The organism is Nocardioides sp. 503 (assembly GCF_004522095.1).
GTDB lineage: Bacteria > Actinomycetota > Actinomycetes > Propionibacteriales > Nocardioidaceae > Nocardioides.
In genome coordinates this window covers 607,636-627,213 of the sequence record NZ_SPUI01000004.1, presented here as the reverse complement: position 1 = coordinate 627,213, position 19,578 = coordinate 607,636, and the positions used below count along the sequence as shown (strand labels likewise).

15 protein-coding genes are annotated in these 19,578 nt (G+C 73.3%); 9 read left to right on the top strand and 6 right to left on the bottom strand.

The genetic code is table 11. The annotated features are described in order from the left end of the window. Positions 1-2: 2 nt before the first annotated feature. The gene (gene hrpA / locus E4622_RS16790; protein WP_134741342.1) at positions 3-3,800 is read right to left on the bottom strand and encodes an ATP-dependent RNA helicase HrpA; all 3,798 of its coding nucleotides are present in this window, start codon (positions 3,798-3,800) and stop codon (positions 3-5) included. A 53-nt stretch (positions 3,801-3,853) separates the two neighbouring features. Continuing rightward, the gene (locus tag E4622_RS16785) at positions 3,854-5,413 is read right to left on the bottom strand and encodes a hypothetical protein (RefSeq protein WP_134741341.1); all 1,560 of its coding nucleotides are present in this window, start codon (positions 5,411-5,413) and stop codon (positions 3,854-3,856) included. A 159-nt stretch (positions 5,414-5,572) separates the two neighbouring features. On the opposite strand from E4622_RS16785, the gene E4622_RS16780 reads away from it, so the two are divergent. Then, positions 5,573-7,126, top strand: coding sequence for an FAD-dependent oxidoreductase (locus E4622_RS16780; protein WP_134741340.1), 1,554 nt, complete (start codon positions 5,573-5,575; stop codon positions 7,124-7,126). Here E4622_RS16780 and E4622_RS16775 read toward each other — a convergent pair. The 3 genes from E4622_RS16775 to E4622_RS16765 form a co-directional block, all read right to left on the bottom strand. Beyond that, the gene (locus E4622_RS16775; protein WP_134741339.1) at positions 7,095-8,309 is read right to left on the bottom strand and encodes a hypothetical protein; all 1,215 of its coding nucleotides are present in this window, start codon (positions 8,307-8,309) and stop codon (positions 7,095-7,097) included. The two genes, E4622_RS16780 and E4622_RS16775, sit on opposite strands and share 32 nt — an antisense overlap. Next, positions 8,306-8,821 carry a SigE family RNA polymerase sigma factor gene (locus tag E4622_RS16770; RefSeq protein WP_134741338.1) on the bottom strand — a complete coding sequence of 172 codons (516 nt, stop codon included), beginning with the start codon at positions 8,819-8,821 and terminating at the stop codon, positions 8,306-8,308. The genes E4622_RS16775 and E4622_RS16770 overlap by 4 nt, the downstream gene beginning before the upstream one ends. 70 nt (positions 8,822-8,891) lie before the next feature. Next, positions 8,892-9,359, bottom strand: coding sequence for a hypothetical protein (locus E4622_RS16765; protein ID WP_134741337.1), 468 nt, complete (start codon positions 9,357-9,359; stop codon positions 8,892-8,894). Positions 9,360-9,488: 129 nt separating this feature from the next. Between E4622_RS16765 and E4622_RS16760 the strand changes: the two genes are divergently transcribed. The 4 genes from E4622_RS16760 (at position 9,489) to E4622_RS16745 (ending at position 14,996) form a co-directional block, all read left to right on the top strand. Beyond that, a complete protein-coding gene (locus E4622_RS16760; protein ID WP_167736130.1) occupies positions 9,489-10,220 on the top strand; it encodes a response regulator transcription factor in 732 nt (243 codons plus the stop codon). After that, on the top strand, positions 10,217-11,608 hold the full coding sequence (locus tag E4622_RS16755; protein ID WP_134741335.1) for a HAMP domain-containing sensor histidine kinase: 1,392 nt from the start codon (positions 10,217-10,219) through the stop codon (positions 11,606-11,608). The genes E4622_RS16760 and E4622_RS16755 overlap by 4 nt, the downstream gene beginning before the upstream one ends. An 81-nt stretch (positions 11,609-11,689) precedes the next feature. Continuing rightward, entirely contained in the window at positions 11,690-12,916 is a 1,227-nt protein-coding gene (gene rocD / locus E4622_RS16750; RefSeq protein WP_134741334.1) for an ornithine--oxo-acid transaminase, read from the top strand. Positions 12,917-13,070: 154 nt separating this feature from the next. Further along, complete coding sequence (locus tag E4622_RS16745) at positions 13,071-14,996, top strand: glycosyltransferase family 39 protein (RefSeq protein WP_134741333.1); 1,926 nt, start codon at positions 13,071-13,073, stop codon at positions 14,994-14,996. On the opposite strand, the gene E4622_RS16740 is transcribed toward E4622_RS16745, so the two are convergent. Further along, positions 14,980-15,576, bottom strand: coding sequence for a TetR/AcrR family transcriptional regulator (locus E4622_RS16740; protein WP_134741332.1), 597 nt, complete (start codon positions 15,574-15,576; stop codon positions 14,980-14,982). The genes E4622_RS16745 and E4622_RS16740 overlap by 17 nt on opposite strands. A 48-nt stretch (positions 15,577-15,624) precedes the next feature. Here E4622_RS16740 and E4622_RS16735 point away from each other — a divergent pair, with 48 nt between their 5' ends. Genes E4622_RS16735 through E4622_RS16720 form a run of 4 tightly spaced genes read left to right on the top strand, consistent with a single transcriptional unit; the run spans position 15,625 to position 19,578 of the window. Continuing rightward, positions 15,625-17,079 carry an NAD(P)/FAD-dependent oxidoreductase gene (locus tag E4622_RS16735; protein ID WP_134741331.1) on the top strand — a complete coding sequence of 485 codons (1,455 nt, stop codon included), beginning with the start codon at positions 15,625-15,627 and terminating at the stop codon, positions 17,077-17,079. Beyond that, positions 17,076-17,897 (top strand): SDR family NAD(P)-dependent oxidoreductase, encoded by an 822-nt coding sequence (locus tag E4622_RS16730; protein WP_134741330.1) that lies wholly within the window; start codon positions 17,076-17,078, stop codon positions 17,895-17,897. The genes E4622_RS16735 and E4622_RS16730 overlap by 4 nt, the downstream gene beginning before the upstream one ends. Then, entirely contained in the window at positions 17,894-18,424 is a 531-nt protein-coding gene (locus E4622_RS16725) for a DUF402 domain-containing protein (protein ID WP_134741329.1), read from the top strand. The genes E4622_RS16730 and E4622_RS16725 overlap by 4 nt, the downstream gene beginning before the upstream one ends. A 26-nt stretch (positions 18,425-18,450) precedes the next feature. Next, positions 18,451-19,578, top strand: a complete 1,128-nt coding sequence (locus tag E4622_RS16720; protein ID WP_134741328.1) for a glutamate--cysteine ligase — start codon at positions 18,451-18,453, stop codon at positions 19,576-19,578.

Sequence of the window (19,578 nt, the reverse complement as noted above, 5' to 3'; positions counted from 1 at the left end):
GGCTACGTCGCGGCCGAGCCCAGCGCCTTGCGCAGGCGCTTGTCGCTGACGGGGTACGGCGTGCCCAGCTGCTGGGCCCACAGGGAGACCCGGTACTCCTCGAGCATCCAGCGCACCTCGCGGAGGCGCTCGCCGGGAGGACGGCCCTCGGGCAGCGCCGCGACCTGGTGCAGGTAGGCCTCCTGCAGCTCGGTGACGCGGTCCATGAGCTGGCGGTCCTGCGCCACGGCGCCACCGCCGCGGGTCAGCCGCTCGTGGCGCGTCTGCAGGGCGGCGAGGTAGCGCGGGTAGGCGCGCAGCTGGGTCACCCCGGCGTCGCGGACGAAGCCCCGCCCGACCAGCCGCTCCAGCTGGCCCTTCATGTCGGCCAGCGCCGGCAGCATCGCCATGTCCGCGCGTCCGCTGAGCAGCTTGTCCGTCGCGCGCCAGGCGTCCAGGACCCGCACCACCTCCGCGACCACCTCACGCAGCGCCGGCTCCTGCGCGGGACGCGCGGCGGCGACCAGCGCGTCGTACGCCGCCTCGTCGCGCACCGCCGGCCGGGCGTCGACCAGGCCTTGGAGCACCGCGAGCCGGCAGTCCTCGAGCAGCTCGGCGACCGAGGGGTACGGCGAGCCCGCCAGACCCAGCTTGTCGGCGTTGGAGAGCCCGTCGAGCACCGGGCGGTCCACGCGCGGCAGCGTCAGCGAGAGCAGCCGGGTGACGCCGAGCCGGTGCCGGGCGTCGCGCTCGTCCTCGGAGCCGAACACCGCGAGCCCGACGGTCTCCCCCTCGTCGACCAGGCCGGGGTAGCCCTGGACGTCGTGGCCGGCGCGCACCTGGCGGAACGACTCATCGACGGTGCCGAACACCCAGGACGTCTCCCCCGAGCGGGCCAGCCCGCTGTCGCTGGCGACCTCGGCCATCGCCCGTGCGAACTGCGGGCGCAGCGGCTCCTTGAGCGCCTCGAGGTCCTTGCCGCGCGCCTGCTCGCGGCCGTCGTCGCCGACGACGCGGTAGGTCGGGCGCAGGTGCTCGGGCACCTTGGACCAGTCCCACGCCTCCCGCGGCACGACGACGCCCCGGCTCGAGCGGAGGTGGCGCTCCAAGGCGTCGAGCAGCGGCTCCTCGCCCGCCGGGACGGCGGCGAGGAACTCCCGGGCGGTGTTGGGCGCCGGCACGACGCTCACCCGCAGGTGCTTGGGCAGGCTGCGGATCAGCGCCGTCACGAGCTCCTCGCGCAGGCCCGGGACGTTCCACGAGAAGTCGTCGGCCGCGACCCGGTTGAGGGTCGCGACGGGCACGTCGATGGTCAGCCCGTCCTCGGCGGTGCCCGGCTCGAAGTGGTAGCTGATCGGGAAGGTCAGCCCCTCGCTCGACCACTGCTGCGGGTAGTCCTCCTCGCGGACGTCGCCGGCCGAGGTGTGGCGCAGCATCTCGGGGTCGAAGGTGAGGTACTCCGGGTCCACGCGACGCTTGAGCTTCCACCACTGGTCGAAGTGGGCGCCGCTGACGACCTCGCGCCCGACGCGGGCGTCGTAGAAGTCGAACAGCGTGTGCTCGTCGACGACGATGTCGCGTCGGCGCAGGCGGTGCTCGAGCTCCTCGACCTCCTCCAGCAGCGCCCGGTTGCGCTCGAAGAACAACTGGTGCGTCGACCACTCGCCGTAGACCAGCGCGTGGCGGATGAAGAGCTCGCGGCTGTAGTCGGGGTCGACCTTGGCGAAGTTGACGAGCCGGTCGGCGATCAGCGGGACGCCGTACAGGCTCACTTTCTCGTGGGCCATGACGGCGGCACGCTTCTTGGACCAGTGCGGCTCGGAGTAGCTGCGCTTGACCAGGTCACCGCCGAGCCGCTCGGCCCACTCCGGCTGGATCGCGGCGTTCTGGCGGGCCCACAGCCGGGAGGTCTCGACCAGCTCGCCGGCCATGAGGAACGGCGGGTTGCGCTTGACCAGCGCGCTGCCGGGGAAGATCGCGAACTTCGCGCCGCGCGCACCGACGTACTCGCGCATCGGCCGTCGCGCCCCCTTGCGCACCGGGTTGTCGCGGTCGCGCTCTTCGAGGATCCCGATGTGGCTGAGCAGCCCCGAGAGCAGCGCCTGGTGGATCGCGTCGGAGTCCATCCCCTCCTTGGCCGAGCCGACCTCGATGCCCATCTCCTTCGCGACCCGGCGCAGCTGGGACTCGAAGTCCTGCCACTCCCGCACGCGCAGGTAGTTGAGGAACTCGCGCTTGCACAGGCGGCGGAAGGCGCTGCTCCCGAGCTGGGCCTGCTGCTCCCTGAGGTAGCGCCACAGGTTGAGGGAGGTCAGGAAGTCCGAGGTCTCGTCCTTGAAGCGGGCGTGCTGCTCGTCGGCCTGCTGGCGCATCTCCGCCGGTCGCTCGCGCGGGTCCTGCAGGGACAGGGCGGCCGCGATGACCGCGACGTCGCGCACGCACCCCAGGCGCTCGGCCTCGATGATCATCCGCGCCAGGCGGGGGTCGATCGGGAGCCGCGCGAGACGCCGGCCGAGCTTGGTGAGCTTGCCGGACGACAGCGCGCCGAGCTCCTCGAGCAGCTGGACGCCGGCGGAGACGTTGCGCTTGTCGGGTGGCTCGACGAACGGGAACCGGCCGACCTCGCCGAGACCGAGCGAGGCCATCTGGAGGATGACCGAGGCGAGGTTGGTGCGCAGGATCTCGGGCTCGGTGAACTCCGGGCGGGACTCGAAGTCCTCCTCGGAGTAGAGCCGGATCGCGATGCCCGCGGCGACGCGGCCGCAGCGCCCCGAGCGCTGGTTGGCCGAGGCCTGGCTGATCGCCTCGATCGGCAGGCGCTGGACCTTGGTGCGCACGGAGTAGCGCGAGATGCGCGCCACGCCCGAGTCGACGACGTAGCGGATGCCGGGCACGGTCAGCGAGGTCTCGGCGACGTTCGTCGAGAGCACCACCCGGCGACCGGAGTGCGAGGAGAAGACCCGGTGCTGCTCGGCGGCGGACAGCCGGGAGTAGAGCGGCACGATCTCGACCGTGCCGAGCCGCTCGAGCTTGGCGTCCCCGAGGGCGTCGGCGGTGTCGCGGATCTCGCGCTCCCCGGGCAGGAACACCAGGATGTCGCCGGGTCCCTCGGCGCACAGCTCCCGCACGGCGTCGACGATCGCCTCGGTCTGGTCGCGGACGACGGTCTCGCCCTCCTCGTCCTCCTCGGGGCGCTCGACCAGGGGCCGGTAGCGGATCTCGACGGGGTAGGTGCGGCCCGAGACCTCCACGACCGGGGCGTCGAAGTGCTGGGCGAAGCGCTCCACGTCGATGGTGGCGCTGGTGATGATCAGCTTGAGGTCGGGGCGCCGCGGCAGCAGCCGCTTGAGGTATCCCAGCAGGAAGTCGATGTTGAGGCTGCGCTCGTGGGCCTCGTCGATGATGATCGTGTCGTAGCGGCGCAGCTCGCGGTCGCGCTGCAGCTCCGCGAGCAGGATGCCGTCGGTCATCAGCTTGACCCGGCTGCTGCGCGAGGTGCGGTCGGTGAACCGCACCTGGTAGCCCACCAGGTCGCCGAGGTCGGTGCCGAGCTCCTCGGCGATCCGCTCCGCGACCGAGCGCGCGGCGATCCGGCGCGGCTGGGTGTGGCCGATCAGCTTGCCGTCGGGGTCGTCGCCGCCCCGACCCTGCCCGCGGCCGAGCTCGAGGCAGATCTTGGGCAGCTGCGTGGTCTTGCCCGACCCGGTCTCCCCCGCGACGATCACGACCTGGTGGTCGCGGATCGCGGCGGCGATGTCCTCGCGCCGCTGGCTGACGGGCAGCTCCGCGGGGTAGACGATCTGGAGCGGCGCTGAAGTCATGGCGAGGACAAGTGTGCCTGGCTCGGGGTGACGCCGCCCGGGACGGTCGTCGTTCAGCCCGGCGGGGCGGCCAGCCCGATGTACTCCACGGTCACCGTGAAGCTCTTGACGCGATACCGGGCGCCGTCGGTGAGGCCGGTCTGCCAGGCGACGTACGGCCGTCCCTCGGCGTCCCGGACGATGGCCTGGGGCCGAGCGTGGATGAAGCCGTGGTTGCCCGTACGGGCGCCGAACTGGTCCCGACGCGCCACCTCCCCGCCCGCGGCCTTGAACGTGTTGAGCACCAGGTACGGCGCGCGCCGCCCCGGCAGTCCGCCGCCGTACAGCGACAGCCGCAGGGACTTGTAACCGACACCGCGGCCCCGGCCCACGACCTTGGGCACGTAGACCCCGTTGACGGTGGCCACGACGCTGTCCTGCGGACGGCGGCACCGGGTCTGCGAGAGGTAGCCCAGCGATCCCCTCCAGCGCCGTGTGGCGGGGCGGCGCAGGGTCGAGCAGCGGCCCACCTCACGGTCGAGGACCGTGCGGGCCGCCGGGAACGTCCGGGTCCACGTCACCCGGCGGATCCGGTGGTTCGACACGGTGATCCGCACGGGGGTCGTCTGGGACTCGTTCTCCGCACGGTCGAAGCCGACCCAGCGGAAGTCGTAGGTGCCCGGGACGAGCTTCGTGCCCACCCGGCCGTCCCACTCCTCGCGCCAGACACGACCGTGCTCGTAGACGTCGTCCTCTTCGTACAGCGGGTCGTCCCGCCACGGCGTCTCGACGTCGCGCAGGACCAGCCGCCCGGCTCGGTCCCGGAGCTCGTACCCCATGACCGCCACGGGCTCGTCCGCCGTCAGCGACATCACGACCTCGTCGCGGTAGCCGTCGAAGCTCGGGAAGACGCTGTCGCGCGAGGCCTTCATCGTCCCTCGTGGCGCGCTGGTGTCCACGGTGAGCAGCAGGTAGACGACCCCGGTCAGGCTCCCGAACTCCGGCGACGAGGAGCTCGTCGACAGTCGCAGCCAGTACTCCCCGGCAGCGAGGCCGCGTGGGACCTCGTAGGTGAGCGCGGAGTCACCGTAGGCGTCCCGCTCGCCCACGGTCCCCGCAGTCAGGGCGGGGGCGTCGACGGAGGCGCTGGCGACCAGGGCCCAGTCGATGGAGGGCCACCCCGTCGACGCCTGCGGCGCCGCTCCCACGCGAAGCGTCCGCGAGATGGCACCGCCCACGGTGGTGTCGTAGTCGCCGTACCCGAGCCGCGCGGACGAGTAGACGGCGAGCGGCGGCGACTGCGCGATGAAGGTGCACGAGCTGCCGCACCCGACGGCGGCACAGTCGCGGCCCGGACTGCAGCGGAACACCTGGACGCGAGTGTCGCCGAGGTCGCCGAGCTGGATCCGCGTCGCACCCGGGACCGTCAGCTCCTGGAGACCGCCCCAGCCGGCCTGCGCATAGATGCGGGTGCCCTCGGTGACCGAGCCCTCGAGCTGCACGACGTAGTCGGTGGTCGTCGGGTTGAACCGGGTCACCTCCGGGAACGTCACGTGCAGGTCGGGCTGCTCCTCGGCGGAAGCGGGCATCGCGAGCGCGAGAGCCGACACCAGGACCCCGACGAGGGCACTCACGAGGACACTGGCGGCGAGGGCGAGATGCCGAGGGGTCGCGGGGGCGTGGCGCACAGCGCAGCCTAGATCGCCTACGGCGATGCGCGTCGAGGTTTCGGGCATCCGACCCGGCAGCCCCGCACCCTTGCTAGAACACGTTCTAGTTGCGAGGATCGGGAAGTGACGGATCTGGGGCAGTACGACGTGGTCGTGGTCGGGTCGGGCGGCGGGGCGCTCACGGGCGCGGCCCTCGCGGCGAAGGCGGGGCTGTCGGTCGTCGTGGTCGAGAAGACCCCGCTCATCGGCGGCACCTCGGCGTACTCCGGCGGCGCCTGCTGGCTGCCGGGCAGCCAGGTCCAGCAGCGTGCCGGCATCGCCGACTCCACGGAGTCGGCGCGCACCTACCTCGAGGCGATCCTCACCGACCCCGACCAGGCGAAGGTCGAGGCGTTCCTGGCCCACGCCCCCGAGCTGGTCGCCGAGCTGGAGGCCGACGACGGCATCGACTTCGAGTGGCTGCCGTTCCCGGAGTACTACGACGCCCCCGGTCGGGTCGGCTTCGGGCGCTCGATCCAGCCGACCGACGTCAAGCGGGGCGACCTGCCGCCCGAGGTGGCGCAGCTGGTCCGGCCGCCGGTGGAGCGCGACCGCGCCGGCGAGGGCGGGCGCAACACGCTCAGCGGGGGCCAGTCGCTGATCGCCCGACTCGCGGCGGTGCTGGTGCGCGAGGGCGGCGAGATCCGCACCAACCTCCCGGTCACGGGCCTGCTGACCGACGACGACGGCCGCGTCGTCGGCGTCGCCGCCATGACGCCCGAGGGACCGGTCACCATCGGGGCCAGCCGCGGCGTGCTCGTCGCCGCCGGCGGCTTCGAGGGCAACGCCGCGCTGCGCCAGGAGCGCGGCATCCCCGGCGACACCGCGTGGACCATGGCGCCGGCCGGTACCAACACCGGCGAGCCGATCGAGGCCGCGATCGCGCTCGGCGCCGCGGCCGACTTCAGCGCGGTCGGCTGGTTCTGCCCGGGCCTGGAGCACCCCGACGGCAGCGGCTCGTTCACCCTCGGCTTCCGCAGCGGGCTCATGGTCGACGCCGCCGGGCAGCGCTACGCCAACGAGTGCCTGCCCTACGACCGCTTCGGGCGCGAGATGGCGGCCTCCGCCGAGGGGGACCCGGCGCGAGTGCCGTCGTGGTTCGTCTTCGACTCCCGCGAGGGCGGACGGCTGCCCGCCATCGCCATGCCCGAGGGCGACCCGGCCGGGCACCTCGCCGCCGGCACCTGGGTCACGGCCGACACGCTGGACGGGCTGGCCGCGGCGACCGGCGTACCTGCCGAGGCGCTGGCGAGCACGGTCGCGCGCTTCAACGGCTTCTGCGAGTCCGGGGTCGACGAGGACTTCGGCCGCGGCGACGACGAGTACGACACCTTCTTCGCCGGCGGCGACGGCCCGAACAAGGCACTCACCCCCTGCGACCGGCCGCCCTACTACGCCGCCCGCTTCGTGCTCTCCGACCTCGGCACCAAGGGCGGCCTGGTCACCGACGTCGCCGCCCGGGTGCTGCGCGAGGACGGCTCCCCGATCCCCGGCCTCTACGCGTCGAGCAACTCCGCCGCGTCGGTCTTCGGCCAGGTCTACCCCGGCCCGGGAGCGCCGCTCGGCTCGGCCATGGTCTTCGCGTCGCTGGCCGTGCGCGACCTTTTCAGCGCTCCGGCTGCCACCGTGGGTCGGTGACGAAGGCGAAGGCCCGCTCCAGCAGGAAGTCGCCCGCGGTCGGCTCGACGACCACCCGCACGGCGTACGACGGTCCGGCGTAGGTCGCCTGCCAGCCGCCGCCCCACTTGGGGCGGACGTAGCCGACGAACACCTCCACCTCGTCGACCTGGTGGACCTCGCAGCGCAGGAACTGCACCCGCAGGCACGCGTAGGGCTCGCCCTCCAGCTGGCCGGTCTGGGTGGCGTCCCAGGTGAGCGTGCCGCGGGCGGTGCCGTCGGTCCACTCCGCCTCCACCCACGGCTGGGCGTCGTTGCCGGTGTAGGTGGTCTCGACCTCCTCACCCTCGCCGACCAGCACCTGCCGGCCGACGCGGTCGAAGGTCCGCTGGTCCAGCGAGGGCGGGACGCCCCCCTCGTAGGAGGGCAGGTCGAGCCTCGGGTCGGCGGCGGTGCGGGCGAGCAGGTCCTCGCCGAGGTCGATGCCGGAGACCGGGACGGTCGAGTTGTTGCCGAACAGCGCGTCCACGGCGATCACCACGACGATGCCGTCCTCGTGCTCGACGGCGACCTCCGTGACGCCGTCATGCTCGGCCACCTCGGCCGTCAGCCCGCGCCCCGCGGGGATCTCGCGACAGCTCCACCCGGCGCCGCACCGCCAGTTGTCGAGCCCTCCCCACCCGGCACTGACGGTGACCTGCACCATCCCCATCCCGCTCTCGCCGTCGTTGGTCCAGGCGAGCTTGGTGCCGCGGGAGCCGCCACCGGACTGCTCGTTGGAGACCTCCTTCGCCAGGTGCTCCCCCCGCGGGTCCAGGCGCTCGGCCAGGACGTCGCGGTAGCGGTTGAGGTCCGGGTCGGTGCGGATGTCGTCCATGTCGCGCTCGGTGAACGGGGGGACGACGCCCCCGCCGGGGCCGGCGCTGGGCTCGATCTCACGGACCGCCGGCTCGGTCGGGCCTGTCGCCACGGGCCCGGGCACGGGGTGCGGCGCGTCGGAGCGGCCGTCCAGCACGGCGGCCACCACGCCGACGGCGGCCACGCACGCGACGGTGCCCGCCACGGCCGTGAGCCGGCCCCGCCGACGCCGGCGCCGGCCGCGGGCGAGGTCGTCGGCCGCCGGGACGGCGGGTGGCCGCATCCCCGCGGCCAGCCGCTGAAGGGCCTCCTCGACGTCGTGCTGGCTCGTCTCGTGCTGGCTCATCGCTGGTCTCCCGTGGACTGATCGACCCTGGCGAGGGCGCCGCGCAGCCGCGCGAGCGCCTCGGAGGTCTGGCTCTTCACCGTGCCGGGGCTGATCCCCAGGTCGGCGGCGGTCTCGTCGACGGACAGGCCCCAGTAGTGCCGCAACACCACCACGCGCCGCTGTCCGGGAGCCAGCCCCCGCAGGGCGGTCCAGAGAGCATCGGAGTCCTCGGCGCTGAGCCCGGCGGCGGCGGCCACCCGGCCCTCGGCCGGCTCCGCGGACGGCCGCTCCCGCCGCTGCCAGGGGCGTCGCACCTCGTCGAGGTGGGCGTTGACCACGATCCGGCGCGCGTAGGCGTCGACGGAGTCCATGCGGACCGCCCGCGACCACGCGCCGTACAGCTTGGCGAGCGCCAGCTGGGTGATGTCCTCGGCCCGGTGCGGGTCACCGCACAGGAGGTACGCCGTGCGGTACAGGTGGGCGCGGCGCTCGACGACGTACGCACTGAACTCGTCGTCGCGCGCGTCCATGCCACCTCCCGGTCTCCACTCTCTTCCACCCCTCTGACGGGACGCGGAGCAGATCGGTTGGGTGCCGGGCTCAGGTGGTGCTGCCCGAGCTCCCGGTCGTGCCGCCGCTGTCGGGCTGGACGTCGTCGGGCGGGGTCGTGCCCGGCGGCACCGGAGCCCCGGGAGCCACGCCGCCGGGCGCCACCCCGCCGGGCGCCATCCCTCCGGGCATGCCGCCGGGACCGCCCTGCTGGCCTCCCTGCTGGCCGCCGTCGCGCTGCTGCATCTGACCGGGGCCGCCCCCGGGTCCGCCAGGGAAGCCGCCACGGCCGCCGTCCTCGGCGCCGTTGCTGAGCGCACCCAGGGCGGCTCCGCCGGCGCCGCCGAGGATCAGGCTGGCGACCGCGACCGCGGCGACGCCACGCAGGCCGAGGACGCGGTGTCGCCAGCCCGGCTGCTGCCCGGGCTCCGGCTGGGCGGGGACCGCGGGCTGCGGCTGGGTCGGGGGCTCGGGCTGGGTCGGGGGCACGGGCTGAGGAGCCGGGTTCTGGTCGGTCATCGTTCGAGCATCGGCACGCAGGCTGTGGGGAGGCTGTGCCCGACCGATGAGGTGGGCGTGAGCGGGCTCCCGGGCTCGCCACACCTCGCTCACAGGAAACGCACAGCGCCGCGCGGCACAGTGGTGCCCATGGCACCCCCGGACCCGAGTCGTGACCTGCTCCGCCCCGACGGCACCCCGCTGCGCGTGCTCGTGGTCGACGACGAGGTCAACATCGCCGAGCTCATCTGCATGGCGCTGCGCTACGAGGGCTGGCAGGTCGAGGCCGCCCACACCGGCGCCCGCGCGGTCGCCGCCGCCAAGGACCTGCGCCCAGACGCCGTCGTGCTCGACATGATGCTGCCGGACTTCGACGGGCTCGAGGTGCTGCGCCGCATGCGCACGGCCGACCCGGCCGTCCCTGTCCTGTTCCTCACCGCCCGCGACGCCGTGGAGGACCGCATCGCCGGTCTGACCGCCGGCGGCGACGACTACGTCACCAAGCCGTTCTCCCTCGAGGAGGTCGTCGCGCGGCTGCGGGCCCTGATGCGGCGCGCCGGCGCGCAGCAGGCCCAGGAGTCCTCGGTGATCGTCGTGGGCGACCTCGAGCTCGACGAGGACAGCCACGAGGTACGGCGCGCGGGCACCGAGATCAGCCTGACGGCGACGGAGTTCGAGCTGCTGCGCTTCCTGATGCGCAACCCGCGCCGCGTCCTGAGCAAGGCGCAGATCCTCGACCGCGTCTGGAACTACGACTTCGGCGGCCAGGCCAACGTCGTGGAGCTCTACATCTCCTACCTGCGCAAGAAGGTCGACGCCGGCCACACGCCGATGATCCACACGATGCGCGGCGCCGGGTACGTCCTGAAGCCGGCGACATGAGGCTCCCCCGCTCGCTGGCCTCGCGCCTGGTCGTGACCACCGTCGCGCTGGTCGCGGTGTCGGCGCTGCTGGTCAGTGGCGCCACCGCGCTCGCGATGCGCGGCTACCTCTACGGCCAGCTGGACGACAAGGTGCTGTCGTCGGCCCGGCGCGCGGGCGACGGTCCCGGCCTGCGCGACGGGGCGCGGCCGGTGCCCGGCGAGGAGCCACGGGGACCCTTCGGCAACCAGGAGCCCGGCACCCTCGTGGCGAGCCCCGCGAACGACCGGGGCGAGATCCTCGACGAGCAGCTGGGACAGAGCGAGCAGCTCTCCAGCGACGCCCTCGCCGCGCTGGGCGACGTCGCGGCCGACGGGCAGGCCCACACGGTCGAGATCCCGGACCACGGCACCTACCGGGTCGTCGTCGACGGCCCGTTGGTGACCGGGCTGCCGACCGGTCCGGTCGACGACGCGGTCGCCTCGGTGGTGCGCTGGGAGCTGCTGCTGACCCTGCTGGCCCTGGTGACCACCGCCGCGCTGGCCTCGACCGTCGTACGCCGCCAGCTGCGACCGCTGACCGAGGTGGCCGAGACCGCGCACACCGTGGCCGCGCTGCCGCTGTCGTCCGGGGAGGTCGGCGTCACCGAGCGGGTGCCCGCGCACCTGACCGACGAGCGCACCGAGGTGGGCCAGGTCGGCGCGGCGCTCAACACCCTGCTCTCGCACGTGGAGTCGTCGCTGGACGCGCGGCACCGCAGCGAGCAGCAGGTGCGCCAGTTCGTCGCCGACGCCTCCCACGAGCTGCGCACGCCGTTGACCACGATCGTCGGCTACGCCGAGCTGGCCCGCCGCCATCCCGGCGACCCCGAGGCCGCGGCCGCGGCGCTGGCCAAGGTCGAGGAGGAGTCGGCGCGCATGACCCGCCTCGTGGAGGACCTGCTGCTGCTCGCGCGCCTCGACGCCGGCCGCCCCCTGGCCCGTGAGCCCGTGGACCTGACCCGGCTGCTGCTGGAGGCCGTCGAGGACGCCCGGGTGGTGGCGCCCGACCACCGGTGGTCGCTCGAGCTCGCCGAGGAGGCCGTGGAGGTCGTGGGCGACGAGCAGGCGCTGCACCAGGTCGTGACCAACCTGCTGACCAACGCGCGCAAGCACACCCCGCCCGGCACGCACGTCACCGTGCAGCTGACCGAGCGGGGCTTCGAGGTGGCCGACGACGGGCCGGGCTTCGCACCGGGGCTGGTCGCGCACGCGTTCGAGCGCTTCGCCCGCGGCGACGCCGCGCGCCACCGGGAGGGCGGGGTGGGGCTCGGCCTGGCGCTGGTGAAGGCGATCGTGGTGGCGCACGGCGGCGCCGTACGGCTGTCCAGCGAGCCCGGCGAGACGCGCTTCCGGGTGGACCTGCGCTAGGCTCCTCGTGAGGATTGTCTGACAATCCTGACCCGCTGAACCACGGACCGGTCCCCGGCCCGGAACCACGAGGAGTGCCCGATGACGCTGACCGACCTGCCCGCCACCAACGCAGCGGAGTTCGCGCGCGCCGAGGAGCGCACGGCGCACAACTACCACCCCCTGCCCGTCGTGGTCGCGCACGCCGAGGGCGCCTGGATGACCGACGTCGACGGCGGCCGCTTCCTGGACCTGCTGGCCGGCTACTCCGCGCTGAACTTCGGGCACAGCCACCCCGCGCTCGTCGCCGCCGCCCACGCGCAGCTGGACAAGCTCACGCTGACCAGCCGGGCGTTTGTCCACGACCAGTTCGCCGACTTCTGCGCCGCCCTGGGCGACCTGTGCGGCAAGGAGCTCGTGCTCCCGATGAACACCGGCGCCGAGGCCGTCGAGACCGCGATCAAGGTCGCCCGCAAGTGGGGCTACGAGGTCAAGGGCGTGCCCGCCGACCGGGCGACGATCATCGTGGCGTCCGGCAACTTCCACGGCCGCACCACCACCATCGTCGGCTTCTCCGACGACCCCGACGCCCGCGACGGCTTCGGCCCGTTCGCGCCCGGCTTCGTCACCGTGCCCTACGGCGACCTCGCCGCTCTCGAGGCGGCCATCGACGACACCACCGTCGCCGTCCTCATCGAGCCGATCCAGGGCGAGGGCGGCGTCGTCATCCCGCCCGAGGGCTACCTGCGCGGCGTCCGCGAGGCCTGCACGCGGGAGAACGTGCTCTTCGCCGCCGACGAGATCCAGGCCGGCCTGGGCCGCACCGGCCGCACCTTCGCGTGCGACCACGAGGGCGTCGTCCCCGACATCTACATCCTCGGCAAGGCCCTCGGCGGCGGCATCGTGCCGGTCTCGGCGATCGTGGCCGACCGCGACGTGCTCGGCGTGCTCAAGCCCGGCCAGCACGGCTCGACGTTCGGCGGCAACCCGCTGGCCTGCGCCGTGGGCCACACGGTCGTCGACATGCTCGCCACCGGCGACTTCCAGCGCCGCGCCGAGGAGCTCTCGGTCCTGCTGCGCGAGCGGCTCGAGTCGATGATCGGCCACGGCGTCGTCGGCGTCCGCGTGCGCGGCCTGTGGGCCGGCGTCGACATCGACCCCTCGGTCGGCACCGGCCGCGAGGTCTGCGAGGCCCTCATGGCCCGCGGCGTCCTCGCCAAGGACACCCACGGCTCCACGATCCGCCTCGCACCCCCGCTCGTCATCTCCGCCGAGGACCTCTCCTGGGGCCTCGACCAGCTCGCGGCCGTCGTCTCCGCCTCCGCCTGACCCGGCCCGCCGGGGTAGTCCCTAACGATTTCGTGGTCTCCGGCGACGTTCGACCACGAAATTGTTAGGGACTATCGGGGCGCGGCGGTTATCCACAGGTGACTGACAGGTCGGGCTGGGGGGTGGCTCAGGCGGCGGCGCGAGGGTCGTGGGCATGACGATCACGGCGCCCGCTGAGGCCTCCGCTCCCACTGCTGCCTCCGGATCCACCTCCTCCTCCCCCACCTCTCCGTCGCGACGACTCCGGCGGTTGCGGGGGCTCGGCGCCGAGCGCGGCGCGTACGTCGGGCTGCTGGTCGCGACCGCCGTGCTCTACCTGTGGGGACTGGGCGCGTCCGGCTACGCCAACGCGTTCTACTCCGCGGCCGCGCAGGCCGGGTCGGAGTCGTGGAGCGCGATGTTCTTCGGGGCCTCCGACGCGGCCGGGTCGATCACCGTCGACAAGCCGCCGCTCGCGCTGTGGCCGATGGCGCTGTCGGTGCGGGTCTTCGGGCTGTCCTCGTGGAGCCTCCTGGTGCCGCAGGCGCTCGCCGGGGTCGCGACCGTCGCCCTGCTGACCGCGACCGTCCGCCGTACGACCGGGTCGGCGTGGGCCGGGATCCTGGCCGGGGCCACGCTCGCGCTGACGCCGGTCGCGGCGCTGATGTTCCGCTTCAACAACCCCGACGCGCTGCTGGTGCTGCTCATGGTCGGCGCCGCCTACGCCACCCTGCGCGCGGTCGAGGGCGGGCACCCGGTGCGCTGGCTCGCGCTCGGCGGCGCCCTGGTCGGGCTGGCGTTCCTGACCAAGATGCTGCAGTCGTTCCTGGTGCTGCCGGCGCTCGCGCTGGCCTACGGGCTCTTCGCCGCCGCACCGCTGTGGCGGCGGCTCGGCCACCTGCTGGTGGCACTGGTGGCCGTGGTCGCCAGCACCGCCTGGTACGTCGCGATCGTGGAGCTGTGGCCCGCCGGGTCGCGGCCCTACATCGGCGGCTCGCAGGACGACTCGATCCTCGAGCTGACCCTGGGCTACAACGGCCTGGGCCGCCTCACCGGCGAGGAGACCGGCTCGGTCGGCGGCGGTGGCGGCTGGGGCTCGACCGGCATCCTGCGGATGTTCGGCTCCGAGAACGGCGGTCAGGTCGCCTGGCTGGTCCCGGCCGCCCTGGTCCTGGGCGTCGCCGCGCTGTGGCTCACGCGCCGGGGCAGCCGCACGACCCGGGCCTCGCTGACGCTGTGGCTCACGTGGCTGGTCGTCACGCTGCTGACGTTCAGCTTCATGGCCGGGATCTACCACGCCTACTACACCGTCGCGCTGGCTCCCGCGATCGGCGCACTCGTCGGCACCGGCGCCTGGGGGTTGTGGCAGCGCCGTGAGTCCGTGGCCGTGAGCGCCACCCTCGGCGTCGCGACGGCGCTCACCAGCGCGTGGGCGTTCTTCCTGCTCGACCGGACCCCCGACTGGCTGCCGTGGCTGCGCTACGTCGTCGCCACGGTCGGTCTGGCCGCCGCACTGATGGTCGTCGGCGTGCGGCACCTCCCGCGTCGCGTCGCCGCGGTCGTCGCGGCTGCCGCGCTGCTCGCCGCGCTGACCGGGCCGGCGGCGTACTCGCTGGCGACCGTGGGCACCGCCCACACCGGCTCCATCCCCACCGCCGGACCCAGCACCGGCGGCGGCATGGGCGGCATGGGCGGCCGAGGTGGGATGGGCGGCGCGGGCGGCCTGCTCGACGGCAGCACGTCCACGGACGCGCTGACCGACCTGCTGCTGGACGACGCGAACTCCTACACGTGGGTCGCGGCCGCGGTGGGTGCCAACACCGCCGCCGGCTACCAGCTGGCCACCGAGCGCTCGGTGATGCCGGTCGGCGGGTTCAACGGCAGCGACCCGAGCCCGACGCTGGCGCAGTTCCAGGAGCACGTCGCCGAGGGCGAGATCCACTACTTCATCGCCGGCGGTGGGATGGGCGCCGGGATGGGGATGGGCGGTCAGGACGGCGGCTCACAGGCGGCCTCCGAGATCAGCGCGTGGGTCGCCGCGACGTACGCCGCGCAGACCGTCGACGGGGTGACCGTCTACGACCTCACGCAGGCGGTATGACCCCGACGATGGCGGGCAGCGAGGCCGCCATGACGGCGATCAGCCGGTCGCGGCCCACGCCGTCGGGCTCGGCGCGCCAGGACAGCACGAGCTCCTCGATCATGGCCGACCAGCCGCGCACCACGAGCCGGTTGGTCGCGGTGTCGGTGATGATCTGGCCCTGGGCGTCCTCGCGGAAGATCCGGTCGGTGAGCGCGGCGCGCGCCTCCTCGTAGATCTCGCGCAGCGTGTCGTTGCCGGCCGCGCCCTTGACCAGCGAGAGGTAGCCCTCGTAGTTGGCGTCCACGTAGTCGACGTAGGCCGTGACCGAGACCAGCAGGCGCTCCAGCGGCTCGCCGTCGCCGGGCGGGGCGGTCTGGGCGATCAGGTCGTCGGCCGCGCGGCGTACGACGGCCTCGTGGAAGGCGTGCTTGCTGCCGAAGTAGTGGTAGAGCAGCCCGCGCGAGATGCCGGCCTCCTCGGCCAGCATGTCGATCGAGAGCTCCTCGAGGGACCGGGTCGCGAGCAGGCGCACGCCCAGGTCGAGGAGCTGGGAGCGGCGCTCCTCGGGCGAGAGCCGGGTCCGTGCGGGTGCCGTCACAGGGACATTCTATTGACACTCATTCAATAAGGGCAATACCGTCACCGCATGACCACCCCCCGCCTCGTCGACCACGTGATCGTCGGCTCCGGCTTCGCCGGGCTGTGCGCCGCGATCAAGCTCCAGGAGGACGGTGAGACCGACTTCGTGGTGCTCGAGAAGGGCAGCGACGTCGGCGGCACCTGGCGCGACAACACCTACCCCGGCGCCACCTGCGACGTCCCGAGCCAGCTCTACTCGTTCTCCTTCGCCGGCTACGACTGGTCCAACAGCTACTCCCCCCAGCCCGAGATCCAGGCCTACGTCCAGCAGGTCGCGGCCGAGTCCGGCACGCTGGACCGCTTCGAGTTCGACGCCCCGCTGACCGACGCCGCCTGGGACGACGCCGCGCAGCGCTGGACGGTCACGACGCCGCGCGGGGTCTGGTCGGCGCGCTTCCTGATCGTCGGGGCCGGCGCGCTCGAGGAGCCCAAGCTGCCGGACCTGGAGGGCCTGGAGGGCTTCCATGGCGAGGTCTTCCACTCCGCGCGCTGGAACCACGACGTCGACCTCACCGGCAAGCGGGTCGCCGTGATCGGCACCGGCGCCTCGGCCATCCAGATCGTCCCCGAGCTCCAGCGCGTCGCCGGCCACCTCGACGTCTACCAGCGCACCGCGCCGTGGGTGATCCCGCGCAACGACCGCCCCTACTCCCGCCTGGAGCGGGCCGCACTGCGCCGCGTCCCGGGACTGCGCCGGCTCTACCGCACCGGCCTCTACTGGTCCCACGAGGCCTACGTGCCGGCCTTCACGCTGCAGCCCAAGATCGCGGCCCCGGCCAAGGTCCTGGCGCTGAAGAACATCGACAAGGGCATCGCCGACCCCGTCCTGCGCGAGAAGGTCCGGCCGACGTTCGAGTTCGGCTGCAAGCGTGTGCTGCGCTCCAACACCTACTACCCCGCGCTCGCCGCCGACAACACCGAGCTGGTCACCGACCCGATCGCCAAGGTCACCGGCACGGCCGTCGTCACCGAGGACGGCACCGAGCGCGAGATCGACGTGCTGGTCGTGGCGACCGGCTTCCACACCACCGACCTGCCGATCGCCCACCACCTGCGGGGGCGCACCGGCCACACGCTCGCCGAGAGGTGGGAGCAGACCGGCATGGCGGCGTACAAGGGCACGACGGTGCCGGACTTCCCCAACCTCTTCCTGCTGGTCGGCCCCAACACCGGGCAGGGCCACACGAGCATGATCTTCATGATCGAGTCACAGGTGGCCTACGTGCGCGACGCGATCCGGACCGTGCGTCGCCGCGGCCTCGCCGCCGTCGAGCCGCGCGCCGACGCCACCGCGGCCTGGAACCGGTCCCTGCAGCGGCGGATGCGGCGCACGGTCTGGACGACCGGAGGCTGCCAGAGCTGGTACCTCGACGAGCACGGACGCAACACCACCCTGTGGCCGCGGTCCACCGCGGACTTCCGACGCCGCCTGGCGTCCTTCGACATGGAGGCCTACTCATGAGGAACCTGGACGGCAAGGTCGTCGTCATCACCGGCGCCGGGTCCGGCATCGGACGCGCGCTGGCCCTCGACCTGGCCGGGCGCGGCTCGCTGCTGGCCTTGTCCGACGTGGACGAGGCCGGGCTCGCCGCGACCGTCGCCCAGGTGAAGGCGGCCGGTGCCGCCGAGGTGCGCAGCGACCGGCTCGACGTCGCCGACCGCGAGGCCTTCGCGGCGTACGCCGTCGCGGTGGTCGAGCACTTCGGCCGCGTCAACGTCGTGATCAACAACGCCGGCGTCGCGCTGGCCGGCAACCTCGCCGACCTCGACTACGACGACATGGAGTGGATCGTCGGGATCAACTTCTGGGGCGTCGTCCACGGCACCAAGGAGTTCCTCCCCCACCTCATCGCCTCCGGCGACGGCCACGTCGTCAACCTCTCCTCCCTCTTCGGGCTGGTCTCGATGCCGGGCCAGAGCGCCTACAACGCCACCAAGTACGCCGTGCGCGGGCTCACCGAGGCGCTGCGCGAGGAGATGCTCGCGGCCGGCCACCCCGTCGGTGTGACGGCGGTGCACCCGGGCGGCATCAAGACCGCGATCGCCCGCAACGCCCGCTCCGCCCTCGCCGAGGACCAGCAGTCCAACGCCAAGCTCTTCGACGAGAAGCTGGCCAAGATGACGCCCGAGAAGGCCGCCTCGATCATCGTCAAGGGCATCCTGCGCAACAAGGCGCGAGTGCTGGTCGGCTGGGACGCCCACGCCCTCCACACGGGCGCCAAGCTGCTCGGCTCGCGCTACCAGGACGTTGTGGCGCGCGCCTCGCGGCGGGTGCTGTGACCCCACGACCGGGCGACGCCGTCCGGGTCGTCATGAGCAAGTGGGGCGACCGCCCCCACTGGGAGTTCGACGCGGTCGCCCTCGGCAGCGACGAGCACGGCGACTGGCTCGGCTTCCCCGGCGGGACGCAGATGACCCGCCCCGGCCTGTCGGTCGTCTCCCCGGTCGACCAGGTGGGACTCGTGCCCGCGCCCGGACCCGACGCGGAGCGCGGCTGGCTGGCGACGTTCCACGCGCCCCGCGGGCCGGTGCACACCTACGTCGACATGACGACGCCGCCGTACTGGGACGGCCACGTCGTGCGCGCGGTCGACCTGGACCTCGACGTCATCCGCGAGACCGACGGGCGGGTGTGGGTCGACGACGAGGACGAGTTCGCGCTGCACCAGGTGGAGCTGGGCTACCCCGAGGACGTCGTCGCGCTCGCGTCAGCGACCGCCGCACGCATCCGCGTCGCGGTCGAGCAGCGGCTGGCGCCGTTCGACGGCAGCGCCGACGCCTGGCTGGAGCGCCTGGCGCGCCGCTGACCTGCGGGGTGTGCTTCGCTTGTCGCGTGCGCATCGACTTCCACGGGTCTCCCGAGCCGACGCTCGGCGTCGAGTGGGAGCTGGCCCTCGTGGACCGCAAGACCCGGGACCTGCGCAACGACGCCTCCCACCTCTTCGCCCGCGCCCGGCACCGCATGGCCGACCCCGAGCGCCTGCACCAGGAGCTGCTGCGCAACACCGTCGAGGTCGTCACGCCCGTGTGCCACACGGTCGACGAGGCGATGGGCAGCCTGCGCGACACGCTGGCTGCGGTCGTGCCGGCCGCCGACGAGCTCGGCCTCGACCTCTTCGGCGGCGGCACGCACCCCTTCGCCTCCTGGACCGCGCAGCAGCTGACCGAGGGCCACCGCTACGCCGAGCTCATCAACCGCACCCAGTGGTGGGGCCGGCAGATGCTCATCTGGGGCGTCCACGTCCACGTGGGGCTGCCGGAGCGGAAGCGCGTGATGCCGGTGCTCTCGGCGCTGCTCAACTACTACCCCCACCTCCAGGCGCTGTCGGCCTCGTCGCCGATCTGGGCCGGCGTCGACACCGGCTACGCGTCCAACCGGGCCCTGATGTTCCAGCAGCTGCCGACCGCGGGGCTGCCGTTCCAGTTCGAGACCTGGGCGGAGTACGAGCGCTTCGTGCAGGACCAGCTCACCACCGGGGTGATCGAGGTGCTCTCGGAGGTCCGCTGGGATGTGCGGCCCGCGCCGCACCTCGGCACCCTCGAGACCCGCGTCTGCGACGGCGTCTCGACCTTCGAGGACCTGGCCGCGCTGACGGCGCTCGTGCACTGCCTGGTCGTCGACCTGGACACCCGGCTGGCCGGCGGCGAGACGCTGCCCACGATGCCGCCGTGGCACGTGCAGGAGAACAAGTGGCGCTCGGCGCGCTACGGCCTCGACGCGATCGTGATCCTCGACGCGCAGTCCGAGGAGCGGCTGGTGACCGAGGACCTCGTCGACCTGGTCGAGCACCTCTCGCCGGTCGCCGACCGGCTCGGCTGCGAGGCCGAGCTCCGCTCGGTGCTCGACATCGTGCGGCGCGGTGCGTCCTACCAGCGACAGCGCGCCGTGGCCGAGCGGACCGGCGGTGACCTGGTCGCCGTCGTCGACTCGGTCGTCCGCGAGCTGCGCGACGGGCTCTGA

Excerpts from the sequence above, each read along its gene's own strand:
- hrpA (WP_134741342.1), bottom strand. The coding sequence starts at position 3,800 with ATGACTTCAGCGCCGCTCCAGATCGTCTACCCCGCGGAGCTGCCCGTC.
- E4622_RS16775 (WP_134741339.1), bottom strand. The coding sequence starts at position 8,309 with ATGAGCCAGCACGAGACGAGCCAGCACGACGTCGAGGAGGCCCTTCAG.
- E4622_RS16770 (WP_134741338.1), bottom strand. The coding sequence starts at position 8,821 with ATGGACGCGCGCGACGACGAGTTCAGTGCGTACGTCGTCGAGCGCCGC.
- E4622_RS16765 (WP_134741337.1), bottom strand. The coding sequence starts at position 9,359 with ATGACCGACCAGAACCCGGCTCCTCAGCCCGTGCCCCCGACCCAGCCC.
- E4622_RS16760 (WP_167736130.1), top strand. The coding sequence starts at position 9,489 with ATGGCACCCCCGGACCCGAGTCGTGACCTGCTCCGCCCCGACGGCACC.
- E4622_RS16755 (WP_134741335.1), top strand. The coding sequence starts at position 10,217 with ATGAGGCTCCCCCGCTCGCTGGCCTCGCGCCTGGTCGTGACCACCGTC.
- rocD (WP_134741334.1), top strand. The coding sequence starts at position 11,690 with ATGACGCTGACCGACCTGCCCGCCACCAACGCAGCGGAGTTCGCGCGC.
- E4622_RS16745 (WP_134741333.1), top strand. The coding sequence starts at position 13,071 with ATGACGATCACGGCGCCCGCTGAGGCCTCCGCTCCCACTGCTGCCTCC.
- E4622_RS16735 (WP_134741331.1), top strand. The coding sequence starts at position 15,625 with ATGACCACCCCCCGCCTCGTCGACCACGTGATCGTCGGCTCCGGCTTC.
- E4622_RS16730 (WP_134741330.1), top strand. The coding sequence starts at position 17,076 with ATGAGGAACCTGGACGGCAAGGTCGTCGTCATCACCGGCGCCGGGTCC.